The 25,137-nt window shown below is 43.0% G+C and carries 23 protein-coding genes; 8 read left to right on the top strand and 15 right to left on the bottom strand.

The features are described from left to right. The first annotated feature begins 69 nt into the window (after nt 1-69). Nucleotides 70-282, top strand: a complete 213-nt coding sequence (locus F6K64_RS35405) for a hypothetical protein (RefSeq protein ID WP_287248059.1) — start codon at nt 70-72, stop codon at nt 280-282. Between the two features lie 151 nt (nt 283-433). Here F6K64_RS35405 and F6K64_RS35400 read toward each other — a convergent pair whose 3' ends face one another. The 3 genes from F6K64_RS35400 to F6K64_RS35390 all read right to left on the bottom strand — a co-directional run bounded on the left by F6K64_RS35400 (nt 434) and on the right by F6K64_RS35390 (nt 9,853). Beyond that, entirely contained in the window at nt 434-6,472 is a 6,039-nt protein-coding gene (locus tag F6K64_RS35400; RefSeq protein WP_008186814.1) for a translocation/assembly module TamB domain-containing protein, read from the bottom strand. Nucleotides 6,473-6,741: 269 nt separating this feature from the next. Beyond that, nucleotides 6,742-8,676 (bottom strand): glycosyltransferase family 39 protein, encoded by a 1,935-nt coding sequence (locus F6K64_RS35395; protein WP_287267842.1) that lies wholly within the window; start codon nt 8,674-8,676, stop codon nt 6,742-6,744. Nucleotides 8,677-8,917: 241 nt separating this feature from the next. Then, entirely contained in the window at nt 8,918-9,853 is a 936-nt protein-coding gene (locus tag F6K64_RS35390) for an ATP adenylyltransferase family protein (RefSeq protein ID WP_008186820.1), read from the bottom strand. A gap of 360 nt (nt 9,854-10,213) precedes the next feature. On the opposite strand from F6K64_RS35390, the gene F6K64_RS35385 reads away from it, so the two are divergent. From F6K64_RS35385 to F6K64_RS35375, 3 genes are all read left to right on the top strand, one after another. After that, complete coding sequence (locus F6K64_RS35385) at nt 10,214-10,363, top strand: hypothetical protein (RefSeq protein ID WP_287267840.1); 150 nt, start codon at nt 10,214-10,216, stop codon at nt 10,361-10,363. Between the two features lie 29 nt (nt 10,364-10,392). Further along, nucleotides 10,393-11,046, top strand: a complete 654-nt coding sequence (locus tag F6K64_RS35380; protein ID WP_287255167.1) for a Uma2 family endonuclease — start codon at nt 10,393-10,395, stop codon at nt 11,044-11,046. 264 nt (nt 11,047-11,310) lie between these two features. Then, entirely contained in the window at nt 11,311-12,237 is a 927-nt protein-coding gene (locus F6K64_RS35375) for a Uma2 family endonuclease (protein WP_287267838.1), read from the top strand. A 50-nt stretch (nt 12,238-12,287) separates the two neighbouring features. Here F6K64_RS35375 and F6K64_RS35370 read toward each other — a convergent pair whose 3' ends face one another. From F6K64_RS35370 to F6K64_RS35360, 3 genes are all read right to left on the bottom strand, one after another. Next, the gene (locus F6K64_RS35370; protein ID WP_008186829.1) at nt 12,288-13,019 is read right to left on the bottom strand and encodes an S-adenosylmethionine:tRNA ribosyltransferase-isomerase; all 732 of its coding nucleotides are present in this window, start codon (nt 13,017-13,019) and stop codon (nt 12,288-12,290) included. Between the two features lie 324 nt (nt 13,020-13,343). Then, nucleotides 13,344-13,667: a divalent-cation tolerance protein CutA gene (gene cutA / locus F6K64_RS35365; protein WP_008186832.1), complete on the bottom strand. Its 324-nt coding sequence runs from the start codon at nt 13,665-13,667 to the stop codon at nt 13,344-13,346. Between the two features lie 251 nt (nt 13,668-13,918). Then, a complete protein-coding gene (locus tag F6K64_RS35360; RefSeq protein WP_267872061.1) occupies nt 13,919-14,041 on the bottom strand; it encodes a hypothetical protein in 123 nt (40 codons plus the stop codon). Nucleotides 14,042-14,082: 41 nt separating this feature from the next. Here F6K64_RS35360 and F6K64_RS35355 point away from each other — a divergent pair, with 41 nt between their 5' ends. Next, nucleotides 14,083-15,042: an aldo/keto reductase gene (locus tag F6K64_RS35355; protein ID WP_287267836.1), complete on the top strand. Its 960-nt coding sequence runs from the start codon at nt 14,083-14,085 to the stop codon at nt 15,040-15,042. Between the two features lie 109 nt (nt 15,043-15,151). On the opposite strand, the gene F6K64_RS35350 is transcribed toward F6K64_RS35355, so the two are convergent. The 7 genes from F6K64_RS35350 to F6K64_RS35320 form a co-directional block, all read right to left on the bottom strand. Beyond that, nucleotides 15,152-15,286 carry a hypothetical protein gene (locus F6K64_RS35350; protein WP_008186840.1) on the bottom strand — a complete coding sequence of 45 codons (135 nt, stop codon included), beginning with the start codon at nt 15,284-15,286 and terminating at the stop codon, nt 15,152-15,154. A gap of 85 nt (nt 15,287-15,371) precedes the next feature. Beyond that, the gene (locus F6K64_RS35345; protein WP_071107167.1) at nt 15,372-15,593 is read right to left on the bottom strand and encodes a hypothetical protein; all 222 of its coding nucleotides are present in this window, start codon (nt 15,591-15,593) and stop codon (nt 15,372-15,374) included. A 952-nt stretch (nt 15,594-16,545) separates the two neighbouring features. After that, nucleotides 16,546-16,800: a hypothetical protein gene (locus tag F6K64_RS35340; RefSeq protein WP_502708098.1), complete on the bottom strand. Its 255-nt coding sequence runs from the start codon at nt 16,798-16,800 to the stop codon at nt 16,546-16,548. A 139-nt stretch (nt 16,801-16,939) separates the two neighbouring features. Beyond that, nucleotides 16,940-17,287 (bottom strand): DUF433 domain-containing protein, encoded by a 348-nt coding sequence (locus F6K64_RS35335; RefSeq protein WP_008186846.1) that lies wholly within the window; start codon nt 17,285-17,287, stop codon nt 16,940-16,942. Nucleotides 17,288-17,467: 180 nt separating this feature from the next. Next, nucleotides 17,468-17,875 carry a hypothetical protein gene (locus F6K64_RS35330; RefSeq protein ID WP_008186848.1) on the bottom strand — a complete coding sequence of 136 codons (408 nt, stop codon included), beginning with the start codon at nt 17,873-17,875 and terminating at the stop codon, nt 17,468-17,470. 383 nt (nt 17,876-18,258) lie between these two features. Then, nucleotides 18,259-19,995: a hypothetical protein gene (locus F6K64_RS35325; protein ID WP_008186850.1), complete on the bottom strand. Its 1,737-nt coding sequence runs from the start codon at nt 19,993-19,995 to the stop codon at nt 18,259-18,261. A gap of 4 nt (nt 19,996-19,999) precedes the next feature. Beyond that, nucleotides 20,000-20,152, bottom strand: a complete 153-nt coding sequence (locus F6K64_RS35320; protein WP_287267832.1) for a hypothetical protein — start codon at nt 20,150-20,152, stop codon at nt 20,000-20,002. Between the two features lie 405 nt (nt 20,153-20,557). Here F6K64_RS35320 and F6K64_RS35315 point away from each other — a divergent pair, with 405 nt between their 5' ends. Both F6K64_RS35315 and F6K64_RS35310 read left to right on the top strand, forming a co-directional pair. After that, nucleotides 20,558-21,814 (top strand): CPBP family intramembrane glutamic endopeptidase, encoded by a 1,257-nt coding sequence (locus F6K64_RS35315; protein ID WP_287267830.1) that lies wholly within the window; start codon nt 20,558-20,560, stop codon nt 21,812-21,814. Between the two features lie 155 nt (nt 21,815-21,969). Beyond that, a complete protein-coding gene (locus F6K64_RS35310) occupies nt 21,970-22,284 on the top strand; it encodes a hypothetical protein (RefSeq protein ID WP_287267829.1) in 315 nt (104 codons plus the stop codon). Between the two features lie 82 nt (nt 22,285-22,366). On the opposite strand, the gene F6K64_RS35305 is transcribed toward F6K64_RS35310, so the two are convergent. Next, nucleotides 22,367-22,993, bottom strand: a complete 627-nt coding sequence (locus F6K64_RS35305) for a cytochrome c oxidase subunit 3 (protein WP_008186856.1) — start codon at nt 22,991-22,993, stop codon at nt 22,367-22,369. Nucleotides 22,994-23,173: 180 nt separating this feature from the next. On the opposite strand from F6K64_RS35305, the gene F6K64_RS35300 reads away from it, so the two are divergent. Next, nucleotides 23,174-23,344, top strand: coding sequence for a hypothetical protein (locus tag F6K64_RS35300; protein ID WP_287267827.1), 171 nt, complete (start codon nt 23,174-23,176; stop codon nt 23,342-23,344). Here F6K64_RS35300 and ctaD read toward each other — a convergent pair. Beyond that, nucleotides 23,278-24,960 carry a cytochrome c oxidase subunit I gene (ctaD, locus tag F6K64_RS35295; protein WP_008186858.1) on the bottom strand — a complete coding sequence of 561 codons (1,683 nt, stop codon included), beginning with the start codon at nt 24,958-24,960 and terminating at the stop codon, nt 23,278-23,280. The two genes, F6K64_RS35300 and ctaD, sit on opposite strands and share 67 nt — an antisense overlap. Nucleotides 24,961-25,137: the final 177 nt, after the last annotated feature.

Here is a 25,137-nt window from a genome sequence, read left to right as displayed (position 1 = left end):
GCGAATTCGTGAAACCCTTATTCTGCCGTAATCTGCTCCCCTCTCCCAAGGTTGGGAGAGGGGCTGGGGGTGAGGGCTGAGGGGGCTTCTTGGTTTGTTAAGAAATATTTCACCAACAGCATCCGGGGCGGGCTGTCTCAACAAGGCGCGACCTTTATAGCAGAAGTCAGAAGTCAGAAGTCAGAAGTCAGAAGTCAGAAGTCAGAAGTCAGAAGTCAGAAGTCAGAAGTCAGAAGTCAAAAGCAAGCTAGGACTAGGTTTCGGAGTTTAGGAATGTCCTAACAGTAGCGCGTAGTGCTATATCACGCACCCTACGCCTCTTACCCCGATTCCCGATTCCCGATTCCCGATTCCCAATTCTAAATTCTAAATTCTAAATTCCCAATTCTAAATTCTAAATTCTAAATTCTAAATTCTAAATTCTAAATTCTAATTAAAATCGATTTTCATACTCTACAGTTATCTTGGTATCGTCTGAAAAATCCGTAGCACCGCGCAGCAGAATTTCTTCATTAACTCGATAGCGCAAGTTGTACTGAATTGGCTGATCAGTAGTCAACACTTTTAACAACGAAAATGATAAATTATTAGTAATATTAATCCCCGCTTCAGCACCTAGCTCTAACCTATCAGTGCGCCTATTATCATCTGTAACTGTAGTGGGGAACAGGCGAAACTCATCTAATCCTGCGGCATCACCAATCAGGTTGCTGACATTACTCAGTAGTGCTGACCCAGCTAAGTTGGCCAAACCCAAGGTACTATTGCCTCGACCCAAGGTATCCACAAAGCCACCCCCTAATAGGGCAACAATTTCCCCTTCACTACGTTTTGGCATACTATTGAGTTCCACTCGGTCAAAGAGCTGACTTGCTAGCCCTTTTACTTTTGCTTGAACCCGAATAGTTTCTGTAGTGCCAAAATTAGTTGGGCGATCGCTAATTTCATTAGCAAAGGTTTCACTGGTAATGGGTTGTTTCCTAGACTCAATTACTGATGCCACCATCTGCACATCTAACTCTGGGTCTCTGCCAAGAGTGGCTACAAATCGGGCGTTGTTGTTGTAATTTTTATCAAGGCGAAACTGGGTGGTAAACAGATTCACCTGACCGCGCAGCAGCTGAATGGTTCCTTCTGGTCTAATATCACTCATGTCCCCATTAATTAGAAGGGTACCGCTGGCGAGAAAATCTAATACTGGTAGCTGTCGAACTAGGATGTTTTTACCTAAGGTTAACTGTAAGTTATTGAACTCTATTAGTTCCTCACCTGCAGATCCGCTACTCCCGCTCGGGGCAGTTTGAGATTCAGAAATGGGTACTCGACCATCAAACAATTCGATGTAACCACCAATTCTAGGATTAAATAGAGTCCCAGTAATAATAGTCTTACCTTTAACACCACCACTGTAAATCCCTTTGAGATTGATGGCTAGTTGATTCAGGTCAACGGTGAGGGGATTCTCTAATGCTCTAGGTAGGTCTCGCAAGGGCAAATTCCCTACCGCTACTAATTTACCACCACCAAAATTCCCTTGTAAGCTGTCTACAATTTCCATGCGGTTGAAGTTAAACCGGATTTTGCCATTGACTTCTGTCAGGGGTTCTGGTAAAGCTTGGGCAGCAATAGTAGCGTCTTCTACATTAATGTTACCGACAACGGTAAGTTGCTCCAGTTGCTGTAGCCAATCTTGGTCTTGGTCAAAGGTACCAGAAATATCTAAATCTACTTGTCCTTTACCATCAACCCAAGCGATTTGTTGATTGGTAAGCATATTTAATCGGGCAAGTCCTTCGTTTTCAACCTTGAGTTGTACACTGACTTGCCGATTTTCTGGCTCTACTTCGGCAAAGGGTAACTTGTAGGGGATTTTGGCATTTACAGTTAGGGGTTCAGACTCTTTGGTCAGAAAACTTTGGGCAAAGACGTTCAACCGCGCATTCTTGTAACTAAAGCTGCCTTTGATGGATTCGAGGGGTGTTTGGTTTAAACTGGCATCCACGACCGATATTGCTCCCCTGGCTTGGGGATTGCTGAGACTTCCATAAAAGTCCGCTGTGGCATCAACAAATCCTCCATAACCAACAGAGCTAGGAAATCTGAACACTTCTCGAATCAAGGAAACCGGGACTTTCTTGAGCCTGAGCTGACCCGATGGACCAAGTTCACTGATACTACCGGACAAGGTGGCTAGGCTCTGACCCGATTGAATCCGCACAGGTAAAAGATTCAGTACCCCTTCTGCAAAATTTCCTTGGGCAATAATTGTCTCAGCTTTATAGGAACCCCATTGCCAGTTTTCCCCTTGGAAATTAAATTCAGCACGGATGCCATCTTTGACTGAACCGACCAGACTGATACTGCCAGTAAAAGCACCATTGAGCTCGGTAAGCTCTGGTAACAGAAAGCTCTCTTGACGCTGCTGCCGTTGTCTGTTTAGGAGCTTGACTATTTCTGACATCCGCCGCAGGGGTTTTTTGAGACCATTTTGTGAATTACCTACTCCACTAACGGCAAGATCAGCGGCTGTGCCGTAGACGGGGGTTTGGAAGCCTCGACCTAGGTCAGTGATCTCAAATAGTTGTAGGGTAGTTAGAACATCCTGGATTTCTCCGAGCTTAGCCTGGAGTTCCCCGTTAAATTCTGGGCCGTTGGGGGTTGGGGTGACGTTGGCAGCAAATAAGTATTGACTATCACCTTTTTCAAACAAGCCATCGGTCAGAGTCATCGTCCCTTGCTGGTATTGGAAAAAGCCTTCTAACATATCACCTCTGAGGTTGTCAAAGATGGGATTTGCGATCTCAATTTTACCGGATGACCCAAAAGTCTTGAGGTTCAGAGCCATGTTCCCACAGATGTCTCCCGCCAAGGGTTTGCTTAACCATGGTTCGAGGTTTTGACCGTCTACCATACCACTACTCAAAGCCAGACTCTTAATGGTATTGATCGGAAGATTCTCCACGGTCATTTGTAGCTCATCCCCTGACCGAATCCCACTAGCGGTCTTGTCCTGATACTGCACCAAAAAGGATACGGGTTGGTAATTGGGGTCTAGCACAACCTCCAGTTTTTCTTGATTCCCTGCTAGCTGGAGATTTACCCCTGACTTTGGTGCTATACTTACTCGACCTGTCAGTAGGGATTCAAACTCCAGAGGACCAGCAAAAAAGTACCGCAGTCTTAAGTCACCGTTAATTGTCGGAGCTTGAGGAGTACCGGCAATCCGACCGTTAAAACCGACTAAGCCTCCTAAATTTAACGCATAAGGCAGGTCAGCCGGTAATCGTTGCAAATTCAAATTCTCTGCTTGTACCTGGAAATCAAAGGTCTTAATTGCTTGTAAACCCTGACTGCCTGGGTTTAGATTGACAAAACCATTAGCATTGAATCCCTCGGCTGTGGCTTCTTTAATCTCTAGCCTTTGACCATTCCAGTCAAAGGATGTGGCTAGGGAACGCTCAAGTACAGAAATGCCTTTACTAAAATTAAGCTTACCCTTAGCTTGGATTGCTGATAGAGCTTTATCTGGTGTCAATAGCAACGGAGCAGAAATATTGACACTGCCATTGAGACGTCCTCGTAAATCGGGATTAATCTCCCACAACTGGAGATTAGTAGGCTGGAAAACCCCCTGAAATTTACCATTGCTAAACTCAGCTGTTCCTAGTAATTGACCACCAGCAACATTCAGTTGTCCAGACCCTTTGCCCTGAATGGCGTCAATGGTTAAATTATTTAGATTACCAGAGACAGTGACATTCCCGGAAACAGGGCCATTGAATTGGGGCGGGACCGGAGCAAGAGCACCCAAGTCGAGGTTAGAGGTTTGTACCTTGGCCTGGAAGTTACCATTGGCAATATCGATTTGAGAAGCCTGAATTCTACCCCCTTCCACATCTAAAGTACCAGACCCACTAGCAGTAATGGTGCTAGGACTTACCGAATCTAGATTCCCTGAGATGGTAAACTCCCCGGACGCTGGACCGTCGAATTGGGATGGTATTGGTCCGAGACGACCTAACTTGACATTGGATGCTACGACTTGAGCTTTGAAGTTACCTTTAGCGATATCTACTGCATCAGCTTTAATGGTTCCTCCTGCTACATCTAAACTACCAGACCCACTAGCGGTAATGGTGCTAGGACTTACCGAATCCACATTCCCTGAGATGGTAAACTCCCCGGAGGCTGGACCGTTGAATTGCGGAGGTATTGGTCCGAGACGACCTAACTGGAGATTGGATGCTACTACTTGAGCTTGGAAGTTGCCATTAGCGATATCGACAGCATCAGCTTTAATGGTTCCTCCTGCTACATCTAAACTACCAGACCCACTAGCGGTAATCGTACTAGGACTGACCGAATCCACATTTCCTGAGATGGTAAACTCCCCGGAAGCTGGACCGTTGAATTGGGGGGGTATGGGGGCGAGACGACCTAACTTGAGATTGGATGCGACTACTTGAGCTTGGAACTTGCCTTTAGCGATCGCGATCGCATCGGCTTTAATAGTCCCTGCTGCTAGGTCTAAACTACCAGACCCATTAGCGGTAATCGTGCTAGGACTCAAAGACAAAACATTCCCTGAGATAGTCAACTCCCCTGAGATGGGACCTTTAAATTCAGAAGGTACTGGTGCTAAGGCTTCTAGAGGAATATCAGAGGCTTGGACTAGGGTAGAAAAACCACCATTGATCAGTTTTACCTTGGTAGCACGCAAGGTACCAGCATCAACCGTTACGCTGCCGTAACCGCTAGCACGGAGGGTTTCTGGTTGGAAAGAATCAAGACGACCGGATAAATTAAATTGACCATTGAACGGTCCAGAGAATTGTGGCGGTAGAGATGGTGCAGGCAAAGTTTTGATGATTGGTGCCACGGAAATATTCTTAGCTTCTACTAACCCCTGCCAGCGCCCACCCCCCACTTGAACATTAGTAGCTCTGAGAACACCATCACCCATGGGCAGATTAGCATAACCAGTGGCACGAAAATTCTCGGGCTTGTCAAGGGGAGAAAAGATCTGGGTTCTGCCATAAACTCGACCCAGAGGAATGGGTAGATTAAATCCATACTGTTTTGCGATCGCATTCGCAGGCACATTCACAGCTTTAAGATCAAATACTGCCCCCCCCTGATCCATAAATTTGATATCCCCCTTGCCTGTGACTAAGCCACCCACTGTTGGTTTTGCCTGCAAGTTTCTAATGGCCAGCTCAGTATTAATAACGCTAAAGTCAGCAGTAATAGAGCTGAATTTCACCTGGTCAAGGGTGGCGGGAGTGGTGGTAAACGCCTCTCCAATCACAATCGGGTTGTCGATAGCTCCAGTGACCTGAAACGTAGCCTGTGCTTTACCTAAAGTTTTTACTGGTAGCTCTTTGATCCCAAACGTCTGTGCATACTGCTGTATCTCAACCGGTTCGCTTTTTACTCTGAGCTTGTAGCCTGACTCAATATCCAGCATTCCCCCAATTTGGGCAGGTACTTGACCGAATCTGGTAGTTATGTTATTGAGCCAAATCTGACTTCCTCGAAAGCTCAGCTTACCGTTGCTTTCAGTGAACAGTTGGGGCAAGGGTTCTAAGCGGGCGATGGTGTCGGAAAAGTTGATCGTACCCCAATACTGCCAAGGCTGTTCAGCATTATTCCGTTGTATTCTCAGGTTGCCACCCAGTTTACCCCCTTGAAGCTTCAGGGGAATCAGAAGTACTTTACTAACCTCTGCCGCACTCACGTTATCGACATCAAGGTGCAAGTCAGTTTCTTCTTGAGAGAGGCGGTAATCTCCCTTAACCTTTAAATTTCCCCCACTTAACGGCTGACTATTTACATCAAAGCGAATCAGCTCACCTCCGTCGATAAATTTACTTTTCCCCCTAACCTCAGTAAATCTCATCGGTGGTTGTTTGATTCCCACTTCAGATCTTGGCACCACCACCACATCCGCATCCCGCCACCGCACCACCTTTGGGTCTACCTTAAACGCAGAATCTTGGGCAGTTTGTGTAAATGCTGTAGACACCCAGTTTAAATCTTTGTCCTGTTCAACATATATATTAGGTTCAACTAGGGTTACATCCAGTTCTAGAGTTCTGGTAAACAGCAGTTTAACGGGGTTATAGCTTACCTTCACTGCCTCGGTAAAAAGATGATCGGGATCCGTAGGGGTAGCTGGTATTTGCGAAGAACCAAACCTTACACCATTTAGGGAAAAGCCCTCCACTGGTCCGACATTGACTTTCCGGTTAAGAAAGCTAGATAAATTTTTCTCTACCGTTGGTGCTAATTGCTTCTGGATGAAATACCAAGCAAAAAGGCTTCCGCCCCCTATCCCAGAAACTAGAATCATGACCATAAGCATGAAGACCGGACGTAGCAGCCTCTGCCAAAACCCTCTACTTACCGTAGGTTCTGGAGTATTTTCCGGAGTAGGCTCTGGTAGATTACCAGGATTGGGAGAGTTACTCATCTTGATTGGTTTGCACCTTACAACTGGAGTTCCGAGGGAATATGGGGGCATCGTCATCTTAATTTATCAGGGAAATACAGGGAGTAGGGGTATCAGTTATAGGTGCCTAATACCAAGTGCGTTTCAAGAGGATATCACCATTCCCAATCATGATTAGGAAGAAGGGGCAAAGGGGGAGGAGATGGAAGAAGGTGCTATGTCTCAATGGTGTGAATGCAACTCGGGATCAGGCAGATAAGACTACTACTTTTTTTCTCTGACGAAGCTCCCTATCTTGATAGTTTCCAGAGCCAAGATTGATCCGTAGGTTTAACCCTATAGTTATGGGTGGTTTCAATTCCCTGACGCAATTCCTCTGACGGTCGATAAAGTAAAACATTTTTGAAACCCTCCGGAATCTCCGGTATGTTGGTAGAGCTATTGGATTTATCCAATAACATCAGCTGTACATCCGGACGAAGTAGATGACACAGAGATAGAACCCTACCGGGAATTTCATTACTGATCAAGAGTGGTTGTGGGATTTGATTAATCCAAGCGGCTACGGGGGGATTATTGCGACTCTTTGCATAGCTCTTGTGCCACCAAACTGGCAGTTGAGAGCTGACGATACAGGAGAGTATGCCGCTAAATGCCAGAGCAATTGCTATAGACTTCCAAGTTTTAGGATTTTTTCGGGTTTTTTCCATGGGCACCATGTCATGGTCACCCCTTACTTGCCCATCTTGTCTATCTTCGGTATTTGCTAAATTTCCATTCATCATGCCCATGGTGGGCAATCCCTTTTTTCCCTTATCTTTGGTAAGTTTTCCTGAGTTTTTAGCTTGGGTTGTCAGGAAATAAGCAATAGCTAACTGAATACCTAGATAACAGGGAATAGCATAGCGAGTAATGCTAGAACGGCGACCACCTAAGAGCAAATCTGGACCGATTATAGCAATTCCTGTCACTCCAATTAAGGTAATAATAAATACCCAAGCATGCTGAGGAGCCTTACGACAAAGATAGTAGAGGGCGTATACTGCTAAAAATAAACTGAGATAGTGGAGGGGACTCAAAGGATGGATGCCTTGGTTAACATCAAAGAAAATCCGACTGAGGTTTAAGGTCCAAAATAGGGGTAAGAAGCCTGAACGACTATGATTAACTGAGTCAGTATTAGCGATAAATTTGGAGAAATTAGTGATAACAATGATTAGCCAAGGGGAGAATAGCAATACTCCTCCTAAGGAGGCTAGTAAATAGCTAGTTACTCGCTTAGTCCAGCGACCACCTTCGGTAATTAATACATACAATCCCTGTCCAATTAAGACAAAGGCTGAGAAAGGGTGAGTATAAAGTGCTAAGGCAACAGTAAAGCTATAGATAATCCATTGATAAGGTTTTTTAATGAATTGCTTTATTCTAGAATAATTCATTGCCCATAATAGGACTGCACTAGAAAGCAAAATGCTAACAGTCCATAAACTATATTCTCGGGCTTCTTGGGCATACAAAACATGAAAGGGAGAAATAGCAATTATGGCAACAGCTACCCACCCGATTAATTTTGAACCAAATAGTTCTAAACACAGCCAGTAAGCACAGGGCAATGCTAATAAGCTAATTATTACTGATAGCAGTCTAATAGTTACTACGGAATTGCCAAAGGTTTGTAACCATAACCTCGCCATTAGGTAGTAAAGGGGCGAATGTTCTGGATTACCTGCTAGGGAATTAATGGTGTCATTGATATCTTTTTTATGATTAGGAAATTGGTAGTATTTTAACAAATTTTCTACGCTGATAATCTGACCATCGAAAATTGTTTCTACTAGTTCGGTTCGAGTGTGACCAGAAATTCGAAGGGAGGTCATAGTCTCGTCGTACCAGTAAACTTTACGGTCTAGGTTGTAAAATCTAAAGACTACTCCCAGTACGATTACGATGATCAGTAAATTTCTAAACCAGATAGAATCAAGAGTAATTTTCTTGATCATGCTAACTACGATAATTAGGGGATAATTGAAACTATAGCAAAGGGAACAGGGAATAGGGAACAGGGAGTAGGGAGTAGGGAGTAGGTAGTAGGGAGTAGGGAGTAGGTAGTAGGGAGTAGGGAGTAGGGAGTAGGGAGTAGGGAGTAGGGAGTAGGGAGTAGGGACTTCGGAGCAGGGAGAAATAGGAAAGAGATCCAAAGAGTTTTTGATGTTATGATCAATCATCAAGATTGTTAATGAGCTATTTATAAATGCTATAGTAAAGATGGTTTTAAGGGAATTAGCATCAAAGAATACTGTACCTCATAACTCCGATAAACGCTAATCTAAAATATAAAAAGGATACTTGAAAAGAAATACCTTAAAATTGGCAATTATAGCTTTTTTTATCCTAATGAGGTACATTCAAGTTTCTTACCCCGACTCCCTACTCCCTACTCCCAGATCCGCTGTTCCCTTTCCTTAATTACCAAGTAACAGCAACGTTTCTCAAAATTGTCATTGGACCTTGGTCTTTCAGACGTTTCATTTGCTCTTGGTTTCGGACTAGGAGAGCTCCGGCAAATCCGAGGGAATTGACCCCAATTGACTGGAAATCTGGTTGAGAACGGGGTAAAAGCAACATCCATTGCCTTGTGGCGAGGAGATTGTAGGCACCAGATTGCTTGTTACCATTGGCATTATTCCATGGCAACCCCACTGCACTCAGTAATCTATGGTACAAATCAAGGGTGGCTTGAGCGGCATCCCACGGAGAGTTTACCCAACTAGGGTCAAGCTCAGCAATAGCATGGATGAAGGGCAGGGTTGGGATGGTGCCAACAGAGTCCTGAAAGTTAGCTGATGCGATCGCATTTTCGATCGGGATGTTAACTCCTTCAGGAGCTAGGGGCAGAGGAACTAGTTGCAAGTGCTTGTGTCGTTGACTCGCACCACCAATCTTTCCAGCATTATAGAAAGCCAAGCCATCAATTTCCCCAAGACATGCCCACATAGCTGCAAAATCCTGCAAGGTCAGCCAAGTATCTTGCTCCTCGAAGGCACGGGTGATGATCAGCAGGTGATGGTCAACTACGTTGTATTTGTTCAACAGACACAGGTGGGTGTCGGAAAGGTCTGCTACAAATAAATCTTGTTCGTAGGGAAGAAAAGGGTTGAAATCCTTCGATGAAGTAGCTGTTTTTTCGTCTTGCTTCTTCTTGGCTTTGTCTTTCCATACCAGATTAGACAAAATCCGCACCAGGAAGCGAATACCCTCCTGTTCTACGAATTCGTATTCTGTCGCTATGGAGTGGAGTGCTTTACATTCAAGAGCGTGTTGGGTTTGTGCTTTCAGTTTCGGCCACAATGTACCTGGTTCTAGTACTAGTGTTCTTTCGGTAATTGGTTGTTCTTCAATCATAGCGATCGCATTTCCTTCAGCTTCTATTGCAATCTTAAATCATTTGTCAAAAAGCAAGCATTCAGCGGTCAGCCGTGAGCTAAAAGCTCACGCTACTTGAGGTGCTTAAAATAAACCTCGAATAGGGACTTCGGAGCAGGGACTGAGGCCGTAGGCCACGCTACGCGTTCGGAGCAGGGGGAAGAAAGTTGACTGTACCTGATCAGAATAATAAACGCTATACTCTTATAGAGTAACATTCAAAAAGTAACCCTATCAATTAAAAATAAAGTAACTATTTTAAAATATAAACTACTATAGTTATTTTTAGTAATATGTATTAAAATTGATTTAGAATAACTCAAAAAAACTCTGATACCTTTGCTACTACTCCCGATTCCCGACTCCCTCGGTGCGCTTTCCGTGATGGCGAGCAATCCCTCGCCATCACGGGTCGCACCGCTCCCGACTCCCGACTCCCTAAAGACCAGTACAAAAGTTACTCAACCAATTGAGCACTGCTATCAATAAAAGTAATCCTAAAGAGGTAATCCTATACCATGATCACAGGAAATTATGAACTGGCTGAACACCGGGTAATTTGCAAAAATGTCAGTTGGCAGATATTTGAACAATTACTCACAGAATTAGGAGAAGACCGCTCCACTCGCTTGGCTTACGATGACGGAACATTAGAAATTATGACTCCCTTAGGCCCCCATGAAAATAATAACCGCTTTATTGAACGCTTGATTGGTGCGATCGCTGATGAGTTAAATCTAACTATCAAAACCTTTGGCTCCTTGACTCTTAAGCGAGAAACACGATTAAAAGGGGCAGAACCTGACTCCTGTTACTATCTCCAAAATGAGCCATTGGTAAGACATAAGCAAACTATTAATTTAGATCATGACCCACCGCCTGATTTAGTATTAGAAATCGATATAACCAGTGGTTCTTTAGATAAGCGTCCTATTTATGCAGCGCTTGGTGTCCCTGAATTGTGGCGTTATAATGGACAAAACTTAGAAGTTTTTGTGCTACAACAACCGATTTTAATTTATAATCAAGTAAATCAGAGTCCAACCTTCCCTTGGATGCCTTTGAATGCTATACCTAGGTTTATTAACCAAAGTTTAGTTGATGGCGAAACAGCAACATTACGGGCGTTTAGGGCTTGGGTTAGAAAACAACATATAGGAGATATCAATTAGGTAAGGAGCAAAGTCTTGGGTTTTAGGGAGCAGGGACCAGGGAGCAGGGAGCAGGGGTAATAAAATTGAATGTACCTGATCATAATAATAAACGCTATAATATTAGCCATTAAAAAAAACTCAAAAAAAACAATGTATTTCAATTGAATTATAATAACCAAAATAATCTGTATTTCCTACTATTACCGATTCCCGATTTCCTGTTCCCGATTCCCGATTCCCGATTCCCGATTCCCGATTCCCGATTCCCGATTCCCTAAAAAAATGACTAAAAACTGGATTCCCCAAAGTGAAGCTCCTGCTTCTCCTAAAGAAACCCTACCTACCATGTATGATCTGCCGAGTGAGAATCCGGAGGAACCTGGTTTGCCAGACGAATTTCACGATTTACAACCCGAATTATTAAGTCGCACCTTTCGTTGTCAGTATTACCCTTCTGAGGAAGTATTTATTGGTACAGATTTAAATCTTTACTATGATGTGCGCCATCCTCAATGGTATAAACGTCCAGATTGGTTTTTAGTAGTGGGAGTTCCCCGTTTATACGAGGGCACTGATATTAGATCTAGCTATGTAATTTGGCAAGAAGGAGTTAATCCCTTTGTAATTGTAGAATTGCTGTCACCCACAACTGCAAAAGATGATTTAGGGGATAATCTAGAGCAAGAATCTGAAGCATCTAGAAGAGTTGCTGGAAATAGTGATAAGATTCAACTACACGATAGTAATAAAACTAGTAATAGTAGCAGTGAGCTTACCCATCAAACTATTCCTTCCAAGTGGGAAGTCTATGAGCAACGATTACGGGTACCTTATTATCTCGTGTTTAGTCGCTATACCAACCAAATTCGGTTTTTCAAATTAGTCGGAGCTGGTTACCAAGAGCAAGGTATTTTAGCTGATCCACCCCAGATTTGGATTCCAGAACTAGACATAGGTGTGGGATTGTGGTGGGGAGAGTATGCGGGGATAACTCGTAATTGGTTGCGCTGGTGTGATGGTTCCGGAAATTGGCTTCTGACTGATACAGAACAGGAACGGGAAGCAAAAGAACAAGCCCAGCAACAAGTGAAACAAATTGTAGTCAATCTGTTGAAATCAGGGATGGATATTGAACAAGTTGCTAATATCACTGGACTTGATCGGGAGGAAATTAGAGAGTTAGCAGGAGAATCAGATGGGAGCAGGTGAAAAGTAAGCACTCAGCGGTCAGTGCTCAGTGCTCAGCCCTGAAGGGTGGCTCAGATAGTAATCAACATTCCATCACCGTAGCTTAAAAACCGAAAACGGTGTTGAAGAGCATATTGATACACTTCTTCAAGTCGCTTTCGTCCAAGGAATGCTTCAACAAGCAGCAGATGAGTCGTCTGTGGTTCGTGAAAATTGGTAATGACACCCCCAACGAGCTCAAACCGGAAACCGGGGGTAATAAAAAGATTTGTTTGGCCACTCATACCACGAACAGCGCTTTCAAGAGCCCGAACAACCGTTGTTCCAACAGCAATGACACGCCCACCCGCCTCTTTCCATCTATGTAAACGGTTTAACGTTTCTTGGGAGACCTCGAACTGTTCAGAGGAAGGTTTTTGCCTAGATTCAATGCAAAGAGAGCTGGAACTCCCGACCTGTAGCGTCACAAACTCCACCTGCTTCCCACTAGCACGTAGTTGACTAATAAGTTCGGGTGTAAAGTGCAAACTTGCCGTCGGCACTGCAACAGAACCAGCTTTATTTGCAAAGATTGTCTGATCATCGATCTTGTCTTGGTAGTCCCCCGATCCCTGTCGAATGTTGGGAGCCGTATCGTTAAACACCAAGAGATCACGAGAGCCAAGATGTTGAGGGAGAGAAGCGAAGGTTGTTTCCTCTATCTCTGCATCTGGAGAGGTAATCAGAAGCTTTGCCGCTTCAGGCGGTTGAATCGGACGTTGGGCGATAAACTCTGTTGGGAGTTCATAGGTAAATATTTCCATGGTTGGTATTACCAGTCTGTGTTTGCTTGGAGTATGTGGGGTCTGCTTGTATAATTCAAATTGAGGCGTTGCTTATTGTGGCTATGATTGAGCTCCCATAGCCATGCCCAATTTTGCCCCCACAATTGATAGCCCTGGCGAAACATTAGACCTTTTGCAAAAGTCTTTCGCGGTCTAATGGGTTATTGGCAATTTTTGATTTAGCGTACGCTTAAAACTAACAAACTTGCTTTGTGCTCTCTTTGTATATAAACCTAGTACACAATCAAGCTAATTTGTCCCAAAACTCTGATTCAGTACCATCTCCTGCTCAACTATCGCCAGTTATGCTTGAGTAGCGACATTATTAATCACCCAAGCTGCATACTGTTCGTTGACATGCTGTGTACTTAGTACCACAAATTCAGGGGTATCGTAGGGATGATAATTAGTTACAGTCTGCTCTGCTTTAGAGATCAGCTCCGTAGTTGTTTTGATGAGTAGCAGCACTTCAGAATCAGACTCAACCTCACCCTCCCACCAATAAACTGAAGATATCCCGGGAATAATGTTCACACATGCTGCCTCTCTACGCTCCAGAAGCTGATGAGACAGATTATGGGCAACAGCATTATCAGGACAGGTGACAAGTATTAAAACTATGTTCATGCTTTTGCTTAATTTTTTTTTGACCCGGGAATATATTAAACCAGATTCCTGACTTTACAATGTTTTATAAAGAAAACGGTTAAATCCGGATGGGAGCCACCTATTCAGGAATGGCTGGAAAACTCGATCAAGGATATTGCTATTTTGGAGAATGAGCAGTTTGGCAGTATTGAAAGTCAATCCGGAAACAGCTAAAAGTCTCCTTGCTGAATTTTTGAATGAATAAGAGTGGGGTAGGCATCCTGCCTGCCCTAAGCAGGAAACAGGCAAGATGCCTGTTCCACGCCTGATGCCCATTCCACAGCAAGATGCCCATTCCACGCCTGATGCCCATTCCACGCCTGATGCCCATTCCAGAAAACTCTTAAAATCATTCCATTATTAAGTAAGGCCGAAAAAGTTAGAGGAGTTAAGGATGGAAACCAAAGCCTTAGGCACTTCGGAGGTAAAAATTACCCCGATTATCATGGGCACTTGGCAGGCCGGTAAATCTAGGTGGGTAGGCATTGAAGATGCTGAGACCATAAAAGGGCTGCGAGCAGGATTTGAGGCGGGGATAACTACGGTTGATACTGCAGAAATTTACGGGCAGGGTCACTCGGAACAAATTGTTGGTCAGGCTCTAGCAGAAGTACGAGACCAAGTGGTATATGCTACCAAAGTGTTTCCAAATCATCTTAAATATGACCAGGTGATCGAGGCTTGTGAGGGTTCCTTAAAAAACCTGAAGACAGATTATATCGACCTCTACCAGATTCACTGGCCTTCTGGCACCTTTCAAAGTGAGGTAGTGCCAATTGAGGAAACCATGAGCGCTCTCAATAGGTTGAAAGAGCAAGGCAAAATTCGGGCAATTGGAGTCTCCAATTTTTCCCGCAGCCAGTTAGCAGAAGCTTCTCAGTACGGACGAATTGATAGCTTGCAGCCTCCCTACTCTCTGTTTTGGCGTCAGGTGGAGCAAGATGCTATGCCTTATTGTGTAGAGCACAATATCTCGATTATTGCCTATTCTTCCTTAGCTCAGGGATTATTAACTGGCAAGTTTGGTCCAGAGCACAAGTTTCAGGAAGGGGATCATCGCAGCAAAAATAAGTTGTTCAACGGTGATAACTATCAACGAGCACAGCAAGCATTAGCTCAGCTACGACCAATTGCAGAGCGTCATCAGTGTACCCTGGCTCAGTTGTCTCTGGCATGGTTGATGTCTCAGCCACAAACGAATGCGATCGCAGGATTCCGAAATAGTGACCAAGTTATTCAAAATGCTCAAGCTGTTGAGGTTAAGCTATCTGCTGATGAGCTACAAGACATTGATCAGATTGGACGGTTGGTTACCGATCATATAGATGATAATCCAGTGATGTGGGATCTTTAAGGGACTGCTTAAACCTGACTTCTTGACGTCAGCGGTCAGCCGTCAGGGGTCAGGGGTCAGGGGTCAGCGGTCAGCGGTCAGCCGTCAGCTTATTTTATTCAAAAGTACTTCAAGTAGTATGGCCTACGGCCAATGACTGATTGCTGATAACTGATAACTGATAGCTGATTGCTGATAACTGATAGCTGAAAGCTGATTGCTGATTGCTGATTGCTGATTGCTTACTGTCAGTAACCAAAACCATTTCCCAGATAGTTGTTTAGACTATTTGGGGATTAAAGGGAATTAACGAGGATAACCCAAGTTGATCAATTGAGGCTATTCAGTGATCAATCGTCCTTTGCCTCTTTAACTAACTTGGTTATCGATTCGATAGTTGTTTTTAATAACAGGGTTAAGGCAAAAATTATGGCCACCGCTATTCCACCTTGCCTCAGGGGGATAGGTAGCCCGCCATTACCAGAAGGTGTAGGGAGAGTTGATGGAACACCTTCAGTAGCAACAACCTCGCTAACTTCCACATTGAAATCGGGATTTTGATATGCTAGCATGGGGTATTATCGGCTCTTTAAGAGCCGTGTTAATGTTGTTAGTTGTCACAAGGACAGCAGCCAGAAACGGCCTGCGAAACTGATTCTGGCTGAGTCTTTCTATTATGAAAATCTGGCACTACTCCACCTACATGGCAACGAGGCAAAACACAGTAAATCACACAGATACACTGTGGTAGAGGTACCAATGACTACGATAATTGAAGGCTAAAACACTCCTCCACTTCCCTAAGTTATAGATTTACAACCCTAAGTGATAGAATTACAACTTTGAGATGCACCCGACAATGGCTCCTATAATCAGGAGCCGGTGATGGTGATAGTCTCACCTAGGGTTGTGTGGACGTAGCCTTCTAGAAGGGTAGACGAGTCAGTGGTAGACTCACTGGCTTTTTAAGAATACCTCTTACATCGACCATTTCCAGATTAGGAGCATTACCAAGAGCTGCCAATCAGAATGAGTCCATAGTTAGATCCCATATGACTCTAAAAAATCTGAAATGCTAAGCCCTTCGAGATATATGCAGATTATCTCGAAAAAGCCTATTCTGTCAAGGGATTTTTGGAAATTTGTAATAATTACCTACTTATATAGATATCATGTATTGATCTACCTGTGTTGCATAAATGGGGATTTTGTTATAAAAATTTACATTTAGAGATTGACAGGCGATCGCTTCAACATCAAACTAATCTTTCAATCCAATTATCCCCACTTATCTGGGGATAAATATTAGCTTGTCAAACTCCAGGGTAAACCGATCTTATTGTCAAATGCCTACTGGATATAAGATTCATGGGATAAGTATTTTTGCTTATGAATTTTGAAATCTTTGTCTTGATGGCGTCGCTAATGGGGTAAACCACGCCAGTTGCTCATGGGGGGGACCCCAAAACCTCACTGGCTCCCCTTTGGTGGCGCTGCATCGCTAACAACTCTCCGAGTGCTCTCTTACTTAGATCCTTTTGATACCAACCCCTGTAGCTCAAATGCTGGCACATTAGCCAGTTCCTTCGGTTCTAATTTATACATCGCTCCAGCATAAACTCTCCCTTCAGCAACCATAGCTTTCCCAGTAATCTGGTTAAGAGCTTCTATCAGCAATTTGTCCAAGTTTTGATTTTGGTTTATGGCGTTTTCCAAATCTGGCTTGGGGTAGAGAATAAGATATGAGTTGGTAACAATTGCTTTTGATTGGTTGAGAATAAATCTAAAGGGCTTTTTCCCTTGTTTATCTGAACGTTGTAATCAACTTGCTGATAGCTGTTCGCGTAGCGCATTAGCTAATAGCTGATGACTAAATGTTTACGGATAGAGAGAATTAACATTTTCATCAATTAGATAGTTAAGACTCATTCCCTTGTTGCCTAGCTTTTATTATTGCTCTTAATTGGCGCAGTTTCTCGGAAACAGGAGGCGGATTGAGTCGTTGCTGCTCCCTCATGGTATGACAATGAAAGAGCCAGTTTTTCATATATTCGCTGACAGCGTTTTGATTTTGCAGGTAATAGAGGATAGTAGCGTAGACTTGTTCTAGGGTTAATGATGTATAAGCTTGAGCAATTTCTTCTGGGGTTTTATGACAGTCTAGATAGTCATATAATATGGTTTCAATACCAATTCTTGTTCCTTTGAGGCGAATATCAGTAGGAGCAAGAAAGTTGAAATAATCTGTTAAAGCTTGATTTGACATGATCATTAGGTAAATAAACTAGTAAGTTTTATTGTAAACAGAAGTCTTTAGGTTATTGATGTGTAAACCCCGACAGTTACGTAGGGTGCGTTAGGGAAGGGCGAGCCCTCATTTTCTCGATAGCCAGGGTTAGGTTGCTGCCCGTAACGCACCACGGTGTCTACCTGTTTACCACTATCCCTAGGGCGAATAACCTTCAAGATTATTTCCACATAATCGCTCCAACAACTCCCTGGGAATAGCATCGAAATTTTCTAACAAAAAGTCCATCAGAGCAAGATGTCGTAAAACCTCAGCAGCAGGAGCCTTATAGCGCTTAGTTCCAGCAAACCAGCTGTTAACTGTACTGATGGAGCGGGAGCAGATTAATGCTATGTCTTCTCGACTGACCTCCCATTTCGAGATGAACTCCTTTGGTGTCATGGCCAGTTGCCAGTGACTGTACATTTGGATCAGGATACGGTCTAGGTCAGTTAGGGGACGAGGATAGGATTTTGGGCGGGTGGGTTTATTGCCTGCTAGTTGTGCCAGGCGGTCTAGGTATCGCTGATAGTAGATAGCATGATCAGTTGAGCGTTTTTTTGGCATGATGGAATTATCTCCAATGTCCTTGGGGAATAAGCCGCGCTGTTGGAATGATCGTCTCAAGAAGCGCGGCTTTTTGTCCGATAATCATCTCGAAATACCAGACATTTTTATTATTACTAATAAATCATAATGTGTCAAGATTATTTCTGGTATTTTTAACAGTTTTTAACAAACCAAAAATTTACTTTTGGCAATTTTAACGATTAGCTATTAGTGAAATTTAGGGAGCAGTAATTTAATCAAGTAATATAGATTTTTTTAAAATAGGTAAGGTAAGCATATGCGCTACGCGCACGCTGCTTGAGGTGCCGTCAGCTTTCAGCCGTCAGCCATTCGCGAGCTGATAGCTGATAGCTGATAGCTGATAGCTGATAGCTGATAGCTTAGCTATCAACAATACATTTCGCCTCCAAAACCACCAATCCCTTAGTTTCAAACACCGAACAGGATGCCATCACTTGTTCCAAAGCAGGTTTTATCCCTTGTTCAAGTTGTTCAATAGCATGATTAGCGGCTGGCTGATACTGATTCAACCACTTTCGATCTTGAATAGCATCAGCCCTTAACTCGATTGGGTTTAGTACCCAAAAATCAATATCATAGGTTTTAATAAACTCCTTAACAACTGATAGATTAGCACTATATTGGGCATCAATTAAATCTAGAGTTCGTTGTCGAAATTTCTGATAATATCCGACGTGGTAAGGAATAGCATATTCACTGGCTACCAACACAGAACGCTGAGCAAAGGTGGGGATATTATTCATCTCTGGAGACAGAGAAGCAATTAAGCTATCTTTCGGTTGTTGTTGAAAATATTTATACAACGATGGAGTATCCCCGACTTTATACGCAGTAATGGGAAAATCATCCACAAAACTAGGATATAATAGTAATGCTGCTGCAATTATCGTAGTAGTTGCTATCGCCAAAACGTTAGGTATAGAAAAAATTCCAGAAAAACCGCTTTGGCTAGGCTGGCTTGCCCATTTAACTACGCTATCAATCAGAATGATAAAAACTATACCAGCACTTAGCACCATGATCACTCTCAGACTATGTTGAGTATAGCGACTAGGAAGATGCAATTTAAATAGCAAAACATGAGCAGCAACAAACATCCCAAGAGAGGCTATGACCATCTGGAGCAAAAGGATAATTTCTTTACTGATCTGCTTCACTAACGGAAATTTATTGGGAAATAAGGGCAAGAGCAGCAGTAAAAATCCCGCGCCATTAGTAGCTGGAGTAAGAATCGAAGTCAGACGAAGTCCGCTTCTACCTTTTAACCAAAACTTAGCGGGATCATCATCATAAAAAAAACGCGATCGCCCCCCTGGAAAAAACTCTGGTAACTGTCTCGCTTCAGCTACAGAAATCACTGGACCAAACTCATTGGTTTTCAGGGCATAGGGCAGCATCACCAAAAAGGCTACTATCAATCCCGCCAGACACAACCAACGTCGCTCTTGGGATAAGCCTAACTTACCATTGCGCCATTCAAATAGTCGTAAAACTAAGGTACCGGAAGAAATAAATACTAACTGGGGATAGAATAGACCTTGGAGTGCGATCGCACCCAAACAAAACCACAATGACCCCCGCACTAGGTAATACATAAACCCCAACAACAGGGGATAGACAAACGCCTTCGGTGTTCCAGACACCACCGTATCAGTCATGCCCAAGGCTTGAGACAGCAACAAGGTAGCACTAAAGGCTGCTGCTGGTACTGGCAACAATTCCAGACATACCCAAAAGCAATAGCTAGCGCTAACCAGATTCAACACTACCGGTAAGAGTTTGTTAAATAGCAATGGATTAACACCCAATGCTGCTATGATTCGATAGACTGTAGTGTACCCAGCTGGAGCAACCGTTTGAAAGTAATCAGCAATTAAGTCTTTAGGAAACAGCTCTGGATCAAGAAATCGCATCATCCAAAATATATGTTGTCGTGCATCATCTTGGACAATATACTCACCGCTGAACGCTTCCCTTAGTGCTAGCAAGCTATACACTACGGTAAAGGTTAGGCTGAGGCTAAACCAAAAGATAACTTGAGGAGTAAATCGTTTGTTACAAGGAGTTGTGAGTAATCTCTCAATAGGGGCAATCATTTAGTCAAGGGAATAGGGAATAGGGAGTCGGGAGTCGGGAATCGGGAGTCGGGAGTCGGGAATCGGGAGTCGAGAATCGAGAATCGGGAGTAGGGAATCGGGAATCGGGAAAAAATCTTGTGTATCTAATTACTATGAGAATCCTTATTCTAGTCAATTAAGATCACCTTAAACCGGTTCACCTACCCTACGGCAACGCCAAAGGCGAACAACCTTTAACCAAATAATCCTGATTGAGTGAAAAAATTTAGGAAGAATAGCAGTGGTGTTTGCAGTTGGAATTCAAGGGGATCAAGACGTTTGTCATGCTGTTTCTTCAAGCTCCTTGTTTCTATCAGGGCTATCATTATGCCAATACAGGTGGTTAGATGTCCAAAGTGGCTCCAATTAACCACTTGACATCAGCTATCCCACAGGGCTTTCTGGATGGGGAAGTTAATTCTTGGCATGTTGATAACCGATGAGTGGTTTCTGCTTTCAAGCTTGCCCACTCCCTCTGTTTTTGTCAATCCTCTCTATGCCATTGGTATGAAACGATTATAGTATATTACCTACCGAGCCAATGAACATCAAGAATACCAATTCCAAAAATGAATCTTTCAATCTAATTCTTTGTGGATTAGCTTTCCAGTTTATTCCGTTATTCACGTTTGGATTAATTTTAGCAGCTTTTGAAGATTGGTCATCACCATTCCCTGGAGTTTTATTTCATTTAATTATCTCAACATTTATATATGGATATATACCTCTTCTCAAAGGATGCCGTCTATATAGTTACGACAAGGGATATGCAAGTAAGTGGGGATGGTTCGGATTATTAAGTATTTTGGGATTATCATTCCTATTACTTTTTCCGGAAAAGAGAACAAATTTTTATTCAGAAGGGTCATTGGGTAATGACTCAATAAAGTTCCCCTTTAATAAGCTTAATATTCCTGAATTTTTATTATATTACTCGATAGCTTTCCCAATTTTAATTTTAACAATATTTATAATTATATTGTTAATTATTGGATTATTTTCCTTGGTAAAGGGCAGTGATTTTATTGATTTATTTTCAAATGCTACCTGGGATATATTACCTGAATTATATGTCACCATTACATACTTATTTATAGGATTATTTTTATTTAGATATATCCGAATACTAGGATTCGATGTTGAAAAATTTGGGATTTTGAATTTTGGGAGTTTAAAGCCAATAATTAATTGGAAATTAATTATTTTAATAGTTTTTTTAAACTATGCTTTTGCTTGGGGCTTTAATTCCTTAATTTCATATTATATTTCATTTATTTACCCAGATTTTATTGAAAACTCGATTAATGAATTAGAATTTACAAATGTTATAGGGCTAATATCTTGGAGCTTTTCGGCGATTGTTTTTGCTCCGTTGTTGGAAGAGCTTATTTGTCGTGGAATAATCTTGCAGAAGTGGGCAATGAAATGGGGGATAAAAGCCGGAATAGTTACCTCATCTTTATTATTTGCGATTTGCCATTTGCGATTCGATATTGTATCCTTATTCATTGCCGGAACTATATTGTCTGTTCTATACTTTAAGACTGGCAACTTAATAGTACCAATCCTTTGTCATAGTCTTTACAATACTATTGTTACAATTTTTATGATTGGACGGTACTATAATAGCTCAAACGTTGACTTCGTTTCGGTAAACGATTATCGAGTTTCCATGGAACCATTATTAGGTCAAAAAGCAATTGTAGCAGCTATATCCTTTGCCGTTATCATGTTTTTTTTATATCGAAATTTTCCTAAACAAGATGACATCCTTCCCTACTATAGAAATTCTAAGTGATTGATTAAAATTGTAAGGAATCCAACGGGTTAAATTCACCTGTCCTGTTTGGATTAGCGCTACCACCATCCATAAACAGGCATCTTGGTGGAACGGGCATCTTGCCCGTTTCATTTCCGGACGGACTATCCTAACTAGGCGCGACAAAGCGGAAAATGAGTGGGAGCCCAAAGCTGGTGCGTTACGGGGCGGACTATCCCAACCCTGGCCACGAGGCGAAAAATAAGGGCAAGTCCGCCCCTAACACACCCTACGCACCCTACGTAACTTCAACCTTGGCCTATTGGCCACGCGATCGCGTCAACCTTCAACCAAATAACCTTGGCCTATTGGCCACGCGATCGCGTTCAACCTTCAACCTGTTAACCTTCAACCTGTTAACCTTCAACCGCTTAACCTCCAACCGCTTAACCTTCAACCTTCAACCTTCAACCTTCAAACCTTCAACCTTCAAACCTTCAACCTGCTAACCTCCAACCAGTTAACCTCCAAAAAAAAACCCCCAATCGGGGGTAGTGCATCAAAACTTTGTTAACCAAACTGTGGCGGAAACTAATTAATCAAATACACGATTACAAACAGAACAATCCACACCACATCAACGAAGTGCCAGTAGAGTTCTGCGGCTTCTACACCAAAATGCTCTTCACTGGAGTAGTGCTTTGAATTTAGCGATCTCAATAATACTAACACAATTAACCCGAGTCCGCAAGTAACATGAAGACCATGGAAACCAGTTAAGGCAAAGAAAGAACTGGTAAATAAGTTAGTAGTCAGACCAAAGTCTACATGAGTGTACTCATAGACTTGTCCTCCTAAGAACATCGCACCCATCAGAGCAGTGATTCCAAACCAGAGTCGCAAACCAGATACATCATTCTTCTTAATAGCACTCTGGCCCCGGTGCATGACGAAACTACTAGTAATCAGGATGATGGTGTTGATTGTTGGCACCAATAACTCTAATTCTGTACCCTCTGGAGGCCAAGCTGGCATCGTCGCTTTATAAATTAAAAAAGCGGCAAACATCCCCAAGAAGGTCATACTATCAGCAGCCAGAAACACCACCAAACCAAACATCCGAAAATCCGGATGCTCCTCGTGATGTACCTCTGCTGCCTCAACCTCATGATGATAGTTGAGGCTAGTTTTAGACGGATCTATCGTTGAGCCTTGCATAAATTCCTTTGAATTAATCTTGAGCTGACATTTGTGCCTGTTGAGCTTCGATTAGGGTAGGTTAGGAGGTTAAATTAAGAATTAAGAATTAAGAATTAAGAATTAAGAATGTAGAATGTAGAATTCTACATTCTTAATTCTACATTCTACATTCTACATTCTACATTCTGACAGACAACCTTGGCCAAAGGCCACGCTACGCGAACAACCTTGGCCAAAGGCCACGCTACGCGAACAACCTTGGCCAAAGGCCACGCTACGCGAACAACCTTCAACCTGCTAACCTACCCAACATCTCCTTTAACTTCAACCAGCAACTCCTCGACCTGTTTATCGGTGTCAACACTATAACTGTCGATACCGTATTCGTAAGGACCGGACCACAAAATTGGTTCCTCGTCAAAGTTCTCAATGGCAGGAGGAGAGGTAGTTTGCCACTCTAATGTCAGAGCTCTCCAAGGATTGCGACCAGCAATCTTACCACGGTTCAAACTCCAGATGATATTAATCACAAAGGGTATGGTAGAAACGGCAAGAAGATAGGAGCCAATAGTGCAGATCATGTTGAGGCTTTGAAACTGGGGGTCATACATAGCAACCCTACGGTTCATACCCAATAGACCAAGCTCATGCATCGGCAAGAAGGTCATGTTTAGACCAATGAAGGTCAACACAAAGTGAATGCGTCCTAAGGTTTCGTTGACCATTCGCCCGGTCATTTTGGGGAACCAGTGATAAACCGCGCCAAATAACCCTAGCACACTACCACCAAACAGAACGTAGTGGAAGTGAGCCACAATGAAATAAGTGTCATGGACATGGACATCAAAGGGAACGGAAGCGAGCATGACACCGCTAAGACCCCCAATCAAAAATGCCGAGATAAAGCCCATACCAAAGAGCATGGCACTATTTAAGTTGATTTTTCCGCCCCAAATCGTTGCCACCCAGCTAAACACCTTAATCCCTGTGGGCACAGCAATCAGCATGGTGGCAGCCATAAAGAACATCCGCAACCAACCAGGAGTGCCACTAGTGAACATATGGTGCGCCCAGACAATTAGTCCTAGGAAACAAATCAACATACTGGAGTATGCGATCGCACGATAGCCAAAAACCGGCTTACGGGCATGTACCGGTAGGATTTCCGAGATTACCCCAAAGAACGGTAGCACCATGATGTACACCGCCGGGTGGGAGTAAAACCAGAACATGTGCTGGTAGACAATTGGGTCTCCTCCCCCAGCCGGGTTAAAGAAATTGGTGCCAGCAATTAAATCAAAGGACAGGAAAATTAACGCTGCTGCTAGGACTGGAGTACCAATCAAAACTAGGATTGAGGTTCCTAACATTGCCCAGCAAAACAGAGGCATATCATGAATAGTCATGCTAGGTGTGCGCATCTTCACAATAGTAGTGAAGAAGTTAAGCGCCCCTAGCACTGAGGAAGTCCCGATCACCAGGATGCTCAAAATCCAAATTTCTTCACCCACCTGAGAACTAATTAAGCTCAAAGGGGGGTAAGAGGTCCAACCGGCTTCGGGAGCACCTACGAAAAAACTACTCATTAACAGCAAACCCCCCACAGCATTCATCCAGAATGCCACTGCATTCAGCTTGGGGAATGCCATATCCTTTGCCCCAATCATCAAGGGAATCAGATAGTTAGCAAAAGCAGCACCAGCCGGGATAATCCATAGGAACAACATAATTGTTCCGTGCATGGTGAACACTCGGTTGTAGGTTAAAGGGCTCAATAAATCCGGGTCTGGTGTGGCCAACTCAGTGCGAATTAATCCAGCTAATGCGCCACCGATGAAATAGAACACAAATGAAGTGACCAGGTATTGAATCCCAATCACTTTATGGTCGGTATTGAACGTGAAGTAATCTTGCCAACGCCGCTCATGTTCTTCAACATGACCAGCATCCTTTACCGATTCCGGTTTTTCTAATTGCGTCGTCATGGGATAGTGGAGGTGTGATGGACTAAAAGGATAGGCAACAGCCAAAATTAAGAATGTAGAATTTAGAATTTAGAATTTAGAATTTAGAATTTAGAATTTAGAATTTAGAATTTAGAATTTAGAATTTAGAATTTAGAATTTAGAATTTAGAATTTAGAATTTAGAATTTAGAATTTA

This window comes from Moorena sp. SIO3A2 (genome assembly GCF_010672265.1).
In the GTDB taxonomy this organism is placed as follows: Bacteria; Cyanobacteriota; Cyanobacteriia; order Cyanobacteriales; family Coleofasciculaceae; genus Moorena; species Moorena producens.
This window is presented reverse-complemented; position numbering and strand designations above follow the sequence as displayed.

What these genes read in the sequence shown, in the direction of transcription:
- F6K64_RS35355 (WP_287267836.1), top strand. Translation starts at nt 14,083, where the DNA reads ATGGAAACCAAAGCCTTAGGCACTTCGGAGGTAAAAATTACCCCGATT.
- F6K64_RS35335 (WP_008186846.1), bottom strand. Translation starts at nt 17,287, where the DNA reads ATGTCAAATCAAGCTTTAACAGATTATTTCAACTTTCTTGCTCCTACT.
- F6K64_RS35395 (WP_287267842.1), bottom strand. Translation starts at nt 8,676, where the DNA reads ATGATTGATCATAACATCAAAAACTCTTTGGATCTCTTTCCTATTTCT.
- F6K64_RS35380 (WP_287255167.1), top strand. Translation starts at nt 10,393, where the DNA reads ATGATCACAGGAAATTATGAACTGGCTGAACACCGGGTAATTTGCAAA.
- ctaD (WP_008186858.1), bottom strand. Translation starts at nt 24,960, where the DNA reads ATGACGACGCAATTAGAAAAACCGGAATCGGTAAAGGATGCTGGTCAT.
- F6K64_RS35400 (WP_008186814.1), bottom strand. Translation starts at nt 6,472, where the DNA reads ATGAGTAACTCTCCCAATCCTGGTAATCTACCAGAGCCTACTCCGGAA.
- F6K64_RS35390 (WP_008186820.1), bottom strand. Translation starts at nt 9,853, where the DNA reads ATGATTGAAGAACAACCAATTACCGAAAGAACACTAGTACTAGAACCA.
- F6K64_RS35345 (WP_071107167.1), bottom strand. Translation starts at nt 15,593, where the DNA reads ATGCTAGCATATCAAAATCCCGATTTCAATGTGGAAGTTAGCGAGGTT.
- F6K64_RS35330 (WP_008186848.1), bottom strand. Translation starts at nt 17,875, where the DNA reads ATGCCAAAAAAACGCTCAACTGATCATGCTATCTACTATCAGCGATAC.
- F6K64_RS35315 (WP_287267830.1), top strand. Translation starts at nt 20,558, where the DNA reads ATGAACATCAAGAATACCAATTCCAAAAATGAATCTTTCAATCTAATT.
- F6K64_RS35375 (WP_287267838.1), top strand. Translation starts at nt 11,311, where the DNA reads ATGACTAAAAACTGGATTCCCCAAAGTGAAGCTCCTGCTTCTCCTAAA.
- F6K64_RS35370 (WP_008186829.1), bottom strand. Translation starts at nt 13,019, where the DNA reads ATGGAAATATTTACCTATGAACTCCCAACAGAGTTTATCGCCCAACGT.
- F6K64_RS35350 (WP_008186840.1), bottom strand. Translation starts at nt 15,286, where the DNA reads ATGGTTTTGGTTACTGACAGTAAGCAATCAGCAATCAGCAATCAGCAA.
- F6K64_RS35360 (WP_267872061.1), bottom strand. Translation starts at nt 14,041, where the DNA reads ATGATTTTAAGAGTTTTCTGGAATGGGCATCAGGCGTGGAATGGGCAT.
- F6K64_RS35305 (WP_008186856.1), bottom strand. Translation starts at nt 22,993, where the DNA reads ATGCAAGGCTCAACGATAGATCCGTCTAAAACTAGCCTCAACTATCAT.
- cutA (WP_008186832.1), bottom strand. Translation starts at nt 13,667, where the DNA reads ATGAACATAGTTTTAATACTTGTCACCTGTCCTGATAATGCTGTTGCC.
- F6K64_RS35325 (WP_008186850.1), bottom strand. Translation starts at nt 19,995, where the DNA reads ATGATTGCCCCTATTGAGAGATTACTCACAACTCCTTGTAACAAACGA.
- F6K64_RS35310 (WP_287267829.1), top strand. Translation starts at nt 21,970, where the DNA reads ATGAGTGGGAGCCCAAAGCTGGTGCGTTACGGGGCGGACTATCCCAAC.